At 45.8% G+C, this 11,373-nt stretch carries 12 protein-coding genes, 1 tRNA gene and 1 pseudogene; 6 read left to right on the top strand and 8 right to left on the bottom strand.

Annotation, left to right across the window (positions count from 1 at the left end):
* Nucleotides 1-49: 49 nt before the first annotated feature.
* The 4 genes and pseudogenes from QUB44_RS29130 to gltX all read right to left on the bottom strand — a co-directional run.
* On the bottom strand, nt 50-376 hold the full coding sequence (locus QUB44_RS29130; RefSeq protein ID WP_333373009.1) for a hypothetical protein: 327 nt from the start codon (nt 374-376) through the stop codon (nt 50-52).
* Between the two features lie 530 nt (nt 377-906).
* Nucleotides 907-1,227, bottom strand: coding sequence for a hypothetical protein (locus QUB44_RS29125; RefSeq protein WP_333373006.1), 321 nt, complete (start codon nt 1,225-1,227; stop codon nt 907-909).
* Between the two features lie 148 nt (nt 1,228-1,375).
* Nucleotides 1,376-1,810 (bottom strand): CAAD domain-containing protein, encoded by a 435-nt coding sequence (locus QUB44_RS29120; RefSeq protein WP_333161778.1) that lies wholly within the window; start codon nt 1,808-1,810, stop codon nt 1,376-1,378.
* A 402-nt stretch (nt 1,811-2,212) separates the two neighbouring features.
* Nucleotides 2,213-3,655: pseudogene (gltX, locus tag QUB44_RS29115) on the bottom strand (glutamate--tRNA ligase); the annotation flags it as partial.
* A 386-nt stretch (nt 3,656-4,041) separates the two neighbouring features.
* On the opposite strand from gltX, the gene QUB44_RS29110 reads away from it, so the two are divergent.
* Complete coding sequence (locus tag QUB44_RS29110) at nt 4,042-4,539, top strand: DUF393 domain-containing protein (protein ID WP_333373003.1); 498 nt, start codon at nt 4,042-4,044, stop codon at nt 4,537-4,539.
* A gap of 97 nt (nt 4,540-4,636) precedes the next feature.
* The gene (locus tag QUB44_RS29105) at nt 4,637-4,846 is read left to right on the top strand and encodes a hypothetical protein (protein ID WP_333373000.1); all 210 of its coding nucleotides are present in this window, start codon (nt 4,637-4,639) and stop codon (nt 4,844-4,846) included.
* A 58-nt stretch (nt 4,847-4,904) separates the two neighbouring features.
* Here QUB44_RS29105 and QUB44_RS29100 read toward each other — a convergent pair whose 3' ends face one another.
* The 4 genes from QUB44_RS29100 to QUB44_RS29085 form a co-directional block, all read right to left on the bottom strand.
* Nucleotides 4,905-5,567, bottom strand: a complete 663-nt coding sequence (locus QUB44_RS29100) for a Uma2 family endonuclease (RefSeq protein WP_333372997.1) — start codon at nt 5,565-5,567, stop codon at nt 4,905-4,907.
* 163 nt (nt 5,568-5,730) lie between these two features.
* A tRNA-Asp gene (locus QUB44_RS29095) sits at nt 5,731-5,804 on the bottom strand.
* Between the two features lie 56 nt (nt 5,805-5,860).
* On the bottom strand, nt 5,861-6,988 hold the full coding sequence (locus QUB44_RS29090) for an esterase-like activity of phytase family protein (protein ID WP_333372993.1): 1,128 nt from the start codon (nt 6,986-6,988) through the stop codon (nt 5,861-5,863).
* A gap of 66 nt (nt 6,989-7,054) precedes the next feature.
* Nucleotides 7,055-8,926: a TM0106 family RecB-like putative nuclease gene (locus QUB44_RS29085; protein WP_333372990.1), complete on the bottom strand. Its 1,872-nt coding sequence runs from the start codon at nt 8,924-8,926 to the stop codon at nt 7,055-7,057.
* 95 nt (nt 8,927-9,021) lie between these two features.
* Here QUB44_RS29085 and QUB44_RS29080 point away from each other — a divergent pair, with 95 nt between their 5' ends.
* The 4 genes from QUB44_RS29080 (at nt 9,022) to QUB44_RS29065 (ending at nt 11,339) form a co-directional block, all read left to right on the top strand.
* Nucleotides 9,022-10,173 (top strand): aminotransferase class V-fold PLP-dependent enzyme, encoded by a 1,152-nt coding sequence (locus tag QUB44_RS29080; RefSeq protein ID WP_333372987.1) that lies wholly within the window; start codon nt 9,022-9,024, stop codon nt 10,171-10,173.
* A 237-nt stretch (nt 10,174-10,410) separates the two neighbouring features.
* The gene (locus QUB44_RS29075) at nt 10,411-10,635 is read left to right on the top strand and encodes a DUF2281 domain-containing protein (protein ID WP_172189408.1); all 225 of its coding nucleotides are present in this window, start codon (nt 10,411-10,413) and stop codon (nt 10,633-10,635) included.
* Nucleotides 10,635-11,039, top strand: coding sequence for a type II toxin-antitoxin system VapC family toxin (locus QUB44_RS29070; protein ID WP_333076440.1), 405 nt, complete (start codon nt 10,635-10,637; stop codon nt 11,037-11,039). The genes QUB44_RS29075 and QUB44_RS29070 overlap by 1 nt, the downstream gene beginning before the upstream one ends.
* A gap of 165 nt (nt 11,040-11,204) precedes the next feature.
* A complete protein-coding gene (locus QUB44_RS29065; protein WP_333372984.1) occupies nt 11,205-11,339 on the top strand; it encodes a hypothetical protein in 135 nt (44 codons plus the stop codon).
* Nucleotides 11,340-11,373 lie beyond the last annotated feature (34 nt).

Here is an 11,373-nt window from a genome sequence, read left to right as displayed (position 1 = left end):
TTTAAAAGTTTTTTTTAGTTATTTAGTAATGCACAAATTTAGGTGTTTGTCAAATTAATTTAGATGCGTTTACCCTGGTGAAAAATGCGCGATATACCTTCGGTTTCCCAGGCTGCTGAGTCAGAGGTACCTCGATGTTAGTGCCTTCAACGTCAACAACTAAGAAAGCGTTGTTGAGCAAGATTTTATTAGGATCTGCCGGCACGGGTAAGCTGATGGTAAACTCAATCCGATATCGCAAGTCGATCGCTTCGAGATTGGAGATGGTGAGAAAATATCCCTGAACGATTCGACGAGCCACTGGGATGAGTTGTGGAGGGATGCCCATCACAGGTGCGATCGGTGCGGTGAGGATTTCAAAGGTGGAAACTTCCATGTTTTTGTGCGAGTAATTTAACTTTTAGCTTGGGTTATTTAGCCGGAAAATTTTGTTTCTGTTTTTCCGTGGCTATATCTATGAATAACTGCCAGTCGCGGTTGGTTAACAGTCGCTTTTTCTGGTGACACTCATTTGAGTTAACTCAAATCAGTGTCGCTTGATCGTGCGACTTGACAATTTAAAAATTTTTGTTAAAGCGCTGAGGAACACGGATCGGGAATTAAATTTATCCTCGTGTATCTGAAGATAAAAATAAAATATAGCAATCCTTGCAGGAGTCGTGAATTTTTTACCCCACCCCAACCCTCCCCGAACCTGCGGGGAGGGAGTAAGAAATTCACAAATGATTTAGGATTGCTATATGAGGAATTGGTTTACTCACTGCTGTTATTGTACTTCATCTTTATGAGAAACGCTATATATTAAATCACTTCAGTAGAAAAACTGCTCCATATATGCGATCGCAAATAGCAGGCGACTTAGGATATTTCCGACACGGCACAGGCTTAATCGAACAAGCGATCGCCTCATCCGAGGGAGAGTAGAAATAGAACAAGCCCGGAGCGATCGCGCCAATCAAATAGAACTCCGCAAGAGCGAATTAGCAGAGAAAAATCGAGACGATCGCCTATAAAGCACAATACAGGCGATCGGTGTCGGTTTAGCAGCCGGAGGAATTGCAGCATCAAGCGGCACAGACAAACTCTTCGAGACGCTGGGACAAAACCACGTCCCCGCACCCTTAATCCTGTGGTATCCGTTTGTATTTTCCTTTGTTTTGAGTTGTGCGATCGCCCTTGGATCTGCTGCGATCGTCTGGTGGCGCACTCGGCCAAAGAATTAGCCATTAACCATTAGTTCGCGTAGGCAGACTTCGTTTGTTTTCCCGTAAACTCAGCGATTTCAATCGCCCATTCCTACAAAAAAATCCGACACCAACAACTTATTTAAAGTTATCAGTGTCGGGCACAAATTCAACAAATTACCAGCAAAAGTTTAGGACTTTTTGCCGAAAACTTGTTCTTTCAATGCTTGAATTTCTTGAGCTAATTGTTGCCGGTTGGACGATCGCAGCAAATAGCGGTAGATAAACCACCCGGCGTATCCAATACCAATTAGCTCGAATGTGGGTGCTAGCAGGGGGATGTCGTTGAGTTCGTCTATTACGCCCAAAAGCACTTTCAAAGAGACAATCGAGGCTAAAATTACACCGACAACAGTCAGGGGACTTTTGTACTGTTCGTAAAAGCTGCCGATGTAAGCGGGAAACTCAGACAAAATTGCGATAATTTGTTCTTTGATCTGCTGGGTCTGACTTGGCGGTTCGTCGGTAATTATGACTTTTGTGGTATTGCTGGAACTGTCTGCTTCATTTCCGGCAGGAATTTCGGTGATGATAACGGTTGTTTCTGGTTCGTTTGATGAAGTCATTTCTCCACTCGCAATAGTTTTTTGCTGGTTGGCGGCAGGTATTTCAACTGCTGCTGCGACTGTTTCAAGAGCCGGTATTTCGACTGCTGCAACCTCCCCGTCGGTTGGTTCAAGAGCCGACACTTCGCCTGTTTCTGTAGTCGGTATTTCGACTGCTGTAACTTCCACTGCTTGTTCGACAGTCGGCGTTTCGACTGTTTCGATCGCAAGTTTTTCCACTTCTGAAACCTCTGCTGCTGATGGTTCAACAACCGGGGTTTCGACTGTTTCAATAGTCGGTGTTTCGACTTTTGAAACCTCCACTGCTGACTGTTCTGTAGCAGAACTTTCGGCGACTGTTTCTGCGTGTGGTTGTTCTGGGGTAGGAGTTTCGTCCGCGACACCAACACCAGGCAAATTCAAGTTGCTAATGGCATCAAGCAAACGGGTTTTAGCCGTTCCTCGCTGGTGAAGGATTACCCAAGATTCTATCAGGTCGGGGCCGTGCATTGCACCTGTCAGAGCGGCTCTGAGCGATCGCATAATTAGCCCTTTGTTAAGATTTTTCTCTTTACTGAGCTTTTTAGTGATTTTCTGAGCTTCCGCTGATGTCAGGGACGAATGACTTTCCATCGCTTCTACAACTGCTTGTAAAGCCTGTGCAGCCCCTGTTTGCTGCAACTGTGCGAGTGCTTCTTCTTCGTATTCCACGGTGGTGGAGAAGAAAACCTTACACATATCCACAGCATCGGTTAAGCGAACGAGACTCGGGCCGATTAAAGCAGCTATTTGTTCGAGCCAGGGGCGGTCTGCCTCCAAGTCAAACTCATAACCGCCTTTCTGCCACCAATAAGGTATCAGCAAATCTGTCAATTGCGGCACTGGCATTTTGTGCAGATATTGACTGTTCAGCCAATTGAGTTTATCCCAATCAAATTTTGCACCGGCTTTGTTGACTCGATAAAATGTAAATAATTCTGCTGCTTCCGACAGTGTAAATATTTCCTGCGTTGAATCCGGCGGAGTCCAACCGAGCAAAGTCATGTAATTAACTAAAGCTTCGGGCAGGTAGCCCATATCTTTGAAGTCAGAAATCGAGGTTACGCCGTCGCGTTTAGAAAGCTTTTGTCCTTGGGAGTTTAAAATCAGTGGCGTGTGGGCAAATTCTGGGATTGTCGCGCCCAAAGCTTCGTAGAGCAATATTTGTTTCGGAGTATTGCCGATGTGATCTTCGCCGCGGATGACGTGGGTGATGCCCATGTCTATGTCATCGACAACTACGGCGAGGTTGTAGAGGGGTTGGCCGATGACGCCGCCGCTGGATGCACGGGCAATTACCATATCGCCGCCGAGGTCGCTACCTTTCCAGGTTACGGTGTCGCGTACCATGTCGTTCCAAGAAATCGTGCGATCGTCGTCGATGATAAACCGAATCACAGCTTGTCGCCCTTCGCCTTCAAAAGCTGCGCGCTCTTTGCTTGTCAAGTTGCGGTGCCGGTTGTCGTAGCGGGGGGCTTGTTTGTTGGCTTTTTGTTCTTCCCGCATTTGGTCGAGTTCTTCCGACGTGGTGTAGCAGCGGTAGGCGAGTCCATTGTCGAGAAGGGTTTGGACTGCTTGGCGGTATATTTCCAGACGTTGGGACTGAAAACTCGGGCCTTCGTCCCAGTTCATACCCAGCCAGGTGAGGCCTTCGAGGATGTTATCGGTGTATTCGCTTTTAGAACGTTCTACGTCTGTGTCTTCTACCCGCAGGATGAATTGGCCGCCTTGGTTGCGGGCAAACAGCCAGTTGAATACGGCGGTTCTGGCGGTACCGATGTGTAGGTTTCCGGTGGGACTGGGGGCTAGACGGACTCTGACATTCATGTAGATTTTTGCTTTTAGATTGGGCGATTTGCTGGTTGGGGGAAGAGCTGATGTTTAAGACTTTAAATTTTATTATATTTTGTTGCCGAATTAACAGTTGTGCTTGGCAGGTGCTTTGCCTCGAATTGTTTGATCATAGGCGATCGTCTTCAAGGGCTTTCCGAAGGATCGCGAAAGCTAACGAGCGATCGGGCGAAAGTCTCCGGCAAGGCACGAGAAGGCATCTTGATGATATTAGCATTGCGGGCGGCCAAGACTGGATTCACCTTTGGGACTATTTTTCACAGCACAAATAACTGCTTTAGGAGTACCCAAGGCTCACCTGATAAATATTTATCCTTGTAAAATGTTTGTGTGCGATCGACGACATTAAAATATATTTCCCTATGTCTGCTGCTAAAACCGAGTTTTCCGAATCTGTTGCGCCCTCACCCGAGTCTGTTGCGGCTGCTTGGCAGATTGAGTTGCTGTACGACGGTGAATGTCCTCTGTGCGTGCGGGAGGTTAATTTCTTGAAAAAACGCGACGCGGGGCGAGGTTTAGTGTCGTTTGTGGATATCGCGGAGGATGGCTACAACCCCCAGGCCCACGGCGGAATCGACTACGAAACGGCGATGGGTCGGATTCACGCGATATTACCCGACGGTACGACGGTTAAAAATGTGGAGGTTTTTCGCCGCACCTACGAGATTTTAGGTATGGGCTGGGTTTATGCTGTGACTAAGTTACCAGTGATCGGGGCGCTCGCCAATTGGCTGTACGGAATTTGGGCTGACTGGCGGCTGAAGCTGACGGGAAGGCCGGATTTAGCAACAATTATGAGCGATCGAACTCAGCGGATCGAGTGCGAAAGTCAGGGCCGCTGCCAACCCAACTCGAAATGAGTCATATTTAATAAGTTCGATCGCCCTATCAGAAGATGTCCGCAGAAACAGACTGCAACTAACATTAAAGATGGACTGCTATTAAAGGTCAAAAAAAATGCAAGATGCAGGCTATACAGTCTTCATGGGCTTCGGTGGTCTCTGGATACTTATGGGAATTGCCGCTGTGATTTTCCTGTTCAAATCGGACGGTCAAAAACTTAGGTTTGGCAAATGGGGATTGCTAGTTGCTATTCCGATTCTCGTCCCCATCTTCCTGGTTTTGACATATCAGATCGCCCGACCCTTTCTTTCCTCGCACCTTTGAGCGCTGCTGGGAGTCGATCGTCGGTGGGAGAAAGGAATTAGTTAAATTAAGTTAAATATTATTGCTCATTTTCGGGCGATCGCAACTGCTCGTTTGCCCATTGACGCAAAGACCGAATTATGGCATTGTCATCTTGAGTTTCTGCCATCTGCAAGAATTGATTGAGCATTGCTACAGAAAGGATGGGAAATGTCGGACTGCGATCGCAGGTAATATATTCCCGATTTTGCAATTGATAAATTTGTACAGTTTGTCCCCGATACCGCCAAACTTCAGGGATTTCTAGCTGTGTGTAAACTACAAATCGATTAGAAGAAGGACTGGTAATATCAACTTCAATTACCAAGTCTGGGGGAGGAGCGGTTGAGATGTCAAGCCTTCTCCCTAGAATGCGATCGACATTTTGGATATAAAAACAGGAATCCGGTTCTGCACCTTGTTCTAAATCTTCACGGTTGAGAGTCGTCGAACCAAATCCCTTAATCTTCAAGTCCAACTCCTCAGTCAAAGCTGTAACAATCCGTTTGAGTAAACAGTTAATAGTTTCATGCAAGTCGGATGGCATGATAATTTCTAAGACTCCTTGAGAATATGAAAATCGCGAGGATCTCTTGTCTCCCGCTTCTGCTAATAAGCTTTCGTAAGTCTGCCAACTGATATTAGATAATACTACCCGTTGTGTAGTTTTTTCCGGTGAGGGGTTAATGGTTGTAACGGTCATATTTTCCCGCTCCTTAATCATGTCCTGCTATATAAATATCATAAGATTCGCAGTCAGGACTTTAGTCCTTTTTTCTCCGCAGGAGGACTGAAGTCCTGACTACAAACGAACTCAATTTAGAAAGAGATTTATGAAAGGTTTAAACTTTCTATTTACGAGAGAACGGGACAGACGGGGCTCGAACCCGCAACTTCCGCCGTGACAGGGCGGTGCTCTAACCAATTGAACTACTGTCCCTCGTTTTGCCGTTTTTTCAGGCACAATTTCTATTATGCCTATAACTTCACCTTTTGTCAAGAGGTTTTTTGAACTTTTATTTGAAAGCCCAAAATTTGAGTCTCTTGCAGGGGACTGAAGTTGTTGTCGCTCACCAAAATCAGAGCTCTGCTAGCATCCGCCAGGGCGGGGCCAAATGTCAACCCCTCAATGTTGTCTAGGGGAATTTTCAGCGTTTCCAAATCCAGCAGCAGGCGTTTTTGAGCGGGAGAAACCTCGCTGAGACGGCTTTTGAGGCTTTCGAGTGCTTCAATACGATCGCCCTTTTCCAGAGAAATCTCAAAAATTCTGATAGTTGTGCCGGTTTCCAGGGAGAAAGCACGCTCTAAACTCAGCAAGCGCTTATCGTCGATCGCCAACAAATCCACTAAACCGTTGCTAGTTAATTTTCCCACAGGATTCGCGCCAGCGGGTAGCGGTTCGGTGATGTAGAGAAACGATGCTTCTGGATTGCCGCTCACCGCATCGTAGCGCAAAATCCGGCACGGACTCCCGGTTTCCAGGGAAACTACGGCGCCATCTTGAACCAAGGCGTTTTCGGTAGCGGTGAATAGGTATTTGCGATCGGGCGTTAAAGTTAAACTTTCAAATGATAGATTGTTGCGGATGCCTTTACTGCCCTTGTCGTCGGGCAAAAATAGTTCAGGAATTGGCAGCGTTTTCAGGAGTTTACCATCAAGGGAAAACTCTTTGATAAAAGGATTTATTTGGCGATCGACATCTCCCTCCGAAGAAACAAACACGCTATTGCCCGCAAAAGCTATCCCCTCTGGATCTAAACTTAAACTCGGAAAACTTTCGCCCTTTTCATCTAATAAAGTAGTGACACCAGTAAATTCAATGTTGTCTTTTTCCAATTTACCCGATTTCAAATTTATTTTGAGAGTATAGAAACGCGCCGGACTCTTGCTGCTGCGGTCATCCGAAATGGCATAATAAACTTGTTTTTCGGCATCGTAAGTAATCCCCGAAAGTCCGCCAATCTCCGTCCCCTGAAACGGAGAACCAGTAGGAAATATTGCTCTACCAATAAAATCTATTTTGGTAAGGGCGAAAGATTGAACTGACAGATTTATCAAAATTGCCACAGTTGCTGCTATCAAAAAACAGGAAATAAATATAATTATTTTTGCTGATTTTCGCATTTTACTATCTTCTTCTCTTTCTAACTTCGCGCCCTTTGCGCCTTCGCGGTTCGTTTAATCATAAAATCACTGTTTCTGATTTAGCAAAAAATTAGTCAACCAATCTTTAACCACATAAGTAGCGCGACAGTCGTCCTCATTGTAGCGGACGATCGCCTCCAAGAGCGATCGATCGCCAGTTTTGAGCCAATCGTCGTACCAGCAGACGCACTGAGCACCATTAGCCTTAGCATCTCGCCAGTCAAAACCCAGCCAGCGCGCAATTGGTTTGAGTGCGTAACTTTCCACTGGCATAATCGCTTTTTGCGTTACTTGTTTGTGAATATCTACAAACCGTTTCAGCACGGGTTTCCACAAATAAGCTGGAGTATTGTAAAGTTTAGCCAGCCGCTTAAAAGTCTTGACTTCGTAGTCGCAAAAGTGGAAAATCGGAGCAATGGGATAAGCCCACATTAATTCTAAAAATTGCTCCCAGATTGCACCTTCCTCTGCTGCTGATTCTGCTAAAAAACCGTGGAATTTTTCTGTATTGTTGTACCTGTCAACAACTAAGACTCCGTGGAGGTAATCTAAGTTTAACTCGGGTTCCGCTTCAATGTCAAAGTAGAGTTCGATTGGGGCGATCGGCAAAAAGACAGATTGAGAATAGGGAATTGGTTTGCTGCGGAGAATTGGCGCAGGTATAGAAGATGTGGCAGGTTTATTTTCTCTAATTTTTACTTCCTCAACTGCGATGTAATTCAATATATTGTCTACAATATCTGGTACTATTTCAGATGAGTTAAGTTCTTCGGAATTCTCACTTCTACGTTCTTCTCGATGGTTAATCCGTGTATCCCTGTCAAAATCCGTGTCGTGCCTTCCTTCTTCCTTTTTCCCTCTTCCGACGGACATCGGACTGACATCCGTTACATCCGTTACAGAATCCGTTGCCGAACTTCCTTCTTCCTTCTTCCTTCTTCCTTCTTCCCGCAACAGCGGTTGATTTAGCAAATGCGATTGAGCTTGCTGCACCACATCAAAAGCAACTCTGTCGGGGAATTCTGGGTACTCAGCAAGCATTGCGGAACTAGCATTAGCGAGAGCTTCAACATCAGTAATTTCGAGAGTTTTTAGTCTAGCATAGCGGCTGGCAGTAACTCCCGGCAATAACGAAAGATGTTTAATAGATTCGGCTTCGGCGTGACAGATAGTATACCAACCGCAAAGATTGCACTTTTGCCGGGAAATAAACACTTCTGGTTTATCCCGATTTTCTATCATCTGAATGCAGTTGTCTAAAATCTCGAACATCTGAGGCATTCGCTGGTAGAGATTCACCGCCCAAAGCCCTTTTTTTCGCAGCATCAACCACGCATTTTCGGGCATTGTTCCCTGCATGGAAGCTAACACTTGTGCGTGAAAAGCTGCGATGATTTGATACTCTAGTTTTGGTCGCTTGCTAAGCCAAATATCGGCAGTCGCATAACTCCAATTGCCAAATTTTGATTGTCCCGGCTGTTTGATTAATAAATGGGGGCGGCTAATCAGGGTAATGTTTGAAGAGGGAAGATTGAAGGATGAAAAATCAACGGGAGTTTCGGGGATTTCGCCCAATTCTGGGAAATATTGATTGTCAATTCCTACCATAGAAGTTGTTGCGGCGTTGGTTTTGCCGAATTCGCCCTGGATCAGAACTCCTCGGTAAATGCGATCGACCCCTTGCTGCATTAAACTCAATGTAGCGGCCGCGCCGGCTTCCCAATCCCCTCTAGGATAATATGGTTGTTGGTAAGTCTCGTGTTCCAAAGCTTGCTGTTGGTATGTCGCGCTGTCGCGCATCAGTTTCAGCAGAAAGTCGCTGGGGGGGTCTTGTTGTTTCCAGTCTCCGCAGGTGTCTAAAAATGCTCGAAGATGGCATCGCTGATAGGAAAGTAGTAGTTTGTCAGTTATTAACATTTAGTATTCGCAAGGCATAGAGTATCAGGCAAAAGGTATAAAATTCACAGCATTAGTTATTCAATATTAACGCTATCAATAATTCCCCAAAAAAAATGACAAAGGACAATCACCGGCAACAATTCCCAGCTTTGGCCAATAAAGCTTATTTTAACTACGGCGGACAAGGGCCGCTGCCTGAGCCTGCTTTAGAGGCGATTTATGAGGCTTACAAACGGGTGCAGCTTGGGGGGCCGTTTTCGGCGGAGGTGGGGGCTTGGGTGGTTCAGGAGGCGATGCTGACGCGACGTGCGATCGCATCTGAGTTGACCGTACCTCCTGAAACCATTGCCCTAACTGAAGATGTCACCGTCGGCTGCAATATTGCGCTGTGGGGCATTGACTGGAAAGCAGGCGACCATTTGCTGATTTCTGACTGCGAACACCCCGGCATTGTAGCTAGTGTAATGGAACTTCAGCGCCGTTTCAAGATTGAGGTTTCGATTTGTCCGTTGGTGGCTACTTTGAATGAAGGTGATCCGGTGGCCGTGATTGCTGATAGTTTGCGGCCAAATACTCGCTTGTTGGTTGTCAGTCACATTTTGTGGAATACTGGCCAAGTTTTGCCTCTGGCTGAGATTGTGAAAGTGTGTCATCAAACAGGAGTCAAAGTATTAGTTGATGCGGCTCAATCTGTGGGGGTTTTGCCTTTAAATTTGATTGAATCAGGGGTTAATTTTTATGCTTTTACTGGTCACAAATGGTGGTGTGGCCCGGAAGGTTTGGGGGGGCTTTATGTGAGTGTGGAAGCTTTGGCAGATTTGCATCCGGTGTTTATCGGTTGGCGCGGAATTGTGACGGATGCTAATGCTAAAGTCCTTGGCTGGAAGTCTGGATCGCAGCGTTATGAAATTGCGACTTCGGCTTATCCTTTGTATGCGGGTTTGCGGAGTGCGATCGCCCTGCAACATGAATGGGGTACGATCGAGGAACGGTATGCAGAAATTTGCCGTTTGAGCAAGTATCTCTGGGAGCGTTTGTCGGAACTTCCCGATGTGGAATGTTTGCGGACATCTGCGCCGGAAGCTGGTTTAGTTTCGTTTCGATTAACTAATGGGATGCCGCACAAAAAGCTTGTCGATTTGTTGGAGAAACAGGGAATTATGGTACGGACAATTCTTTCTCCTGACTGTGTGCGGGCTTGTGTTCACTATTTTACAACTGAGGCGGAGATTGATAAGTTGGTTGGGGCGATCGCTATAGTGTAAAGTGCGTCGCCTTGAGCTATTTCAAATAGCTGGAAAATCTCATAGCGACGCACCTACAAAATTAGGGGCGATCGCACTCCACTCCGAAAAATATTATTTCAAACTAGGATGCAAGAGGCGTTAGTTTTTTGTGGGATTTACCTTATAATATGGTAAGTATGTTGCCAGCACATTTTTTGAATTTGGTAAGTAAAAGCGTGAAGATAATTTTAGAGTAATTACGGAGGGCAATAAACGATGAATTTAGAGCAAGCAGTTTTAGATAAGTTGCGGGCATTGCCCCCTGAACGACAGCAAGAAGTTTTAGATTTTGCTGAATTTCTTCAACAAAAAACTATGGCTAAACGACCGCTAAAGAGTGCCAAAGGGTTGTGTGCTGACTTAAAAGTAGATATTACGGAAGAAGACATCGCCCAAGCCCGACAAGAAATGTGGGGAAATTTTCCCAGGGAGATTGTTTGATGCCCTCAGTCGTAGCAGATACCCATACCCTAATTTGGTACATTTTTGAACTGCCAAGATTGTCGCCAGCAGCATTAATAGCATTAGAACAAGCGGTTAACGAGGGAAATTTTATCTACTTTTCCGCAATTACAATTGTAGAAATTGCTTACTTGATTGAGCGAGGGCGTTTGGCAGGCGAGGTGCTGACACGAGTTTTAAATGCTGCGGACGATCCAAATGTGGGGATTATGCTAGCACCTTTGGATCGCAATATTTCGGCAACTATTCAACAAATTGACAGGGCAACGGTTCCTGATATGCCAGACAGGATTATTGCCGCCACTGCTTTATCTTTGAGTCTTCCGTTAGTCACCCGCGACGCAAAAATTCAAGCGTTAACTACTATTCAAACAATTTGGTGAGTATGACAGGAAACTTTCTTCGTTCCCTACAGTAATACCTTCGGGTGCGTCGCTCCCCGTAGCTATTTCAACTAGCAGGAAAATCTCACAGCGACGCACCATACAAATAGCAATATTGTGTCACCACACTTCGTTCCCCATAGCAACTCCACTGTCAATCTCATTATGAAGATTCTCAGGCGCGATCGCCTCAACCAACTCCTCAAGGGAATACCGCCGACGAGTTACGGGTTCGATAATTTTCTCAGCGTCAATAGAGCAGGGCTATTTCATTCTAAACAGCTTCTTCAAAACGTCTAGACCATAGCCCGCGAGCCGTTGTGCCTGTGCCATA

Origin of the sequence: Microcoleus sp. AT3-D2 (assembly GCF_036705715.1) — a bacterium.
GTDB lineage: Bacteria > Cyanobacteriota > Cyanobacteriia > Cyanobacteriales > Microcoleaceae > Microcoleus.
The sequence above is the reverse complement of the archived record's forward strand: the minus strand, read 5'-3'. Positions and strand labels throughout refer to the sequence as shown.